The sequence below is a fragment of the Roseateles sp. P5_E11 genome (genome assembly GCF_054049355.1).
This window is the reverse complement of record NZ_JBFUMO010001211.1, coordinates 1-530: the sequence shown is the minus strand read 5'-3', so window position 1 is coordinate 530 and position 530 is coordinate 1. Positions and strand designations below refer to the sequence as shown.

1 protein-coding gene is annotated in these 530 nt (G+C 64.5%); it reads left to right on the top strand.

Annotated elements, in window-relative coordinates; all coding sequences use genetic code 11:
• Positions 1-397: amino acid ABC transporter permease (locus ACXJKR_RS34385; RefSeq protein WP_457326679.1), on the top strand; the 397-nt coding region annotated here is incomplete at its 5' end.
• Positions 398-530 lie beyond the last annotated feature (133 nt).

Genomic DNA, 530 nt, shown 5'->3' with positions numbered 1-530 from the left:
GTTCAGCACCATGCTGGTCGCGCTGATCGTCTTCGACGCCGCCTATCTTGCAGAAATCGTCCACGCCGGCCTGCAGGCCCTGCCGAGGGGCCAGCTGCAGGCGTCAATGTCGCTGGGCATGACGCGCGGCCAGGCGCTGCATTCGGTGCTGCTGCCCCAGGCCTTGCGCCACATGCTGCCCTCGCTGATCAACCAGTTCGTCGCAACCATCAAGGAGACGTCGCTGGGCACCATCATCGGCCTCTCCGAGCTGTCCTTCATCGCCAACCAGATCAACGCCCAGGTGCTGGTCAAGCCGGTGGAGATCTATCTGACGCTGGCGGGGTGCTACTTCGTCATGTGCTTCGGGTTGACGCGCATCGCCAAGCTCGCCGAACGACGCCTCGCGGCCGTGTAGTGCCTTACCCAGCGACCGTCGTGGAACCGGCTTTGCCGGGCCACCAGCGGTTGCCAAGGCCAGAGGCCTTGTCCTTCGCCAGGCACAAACAGTCCTCAGGACTGTTTGTGTCCGGGCTCAGCCCCCTTGAGGG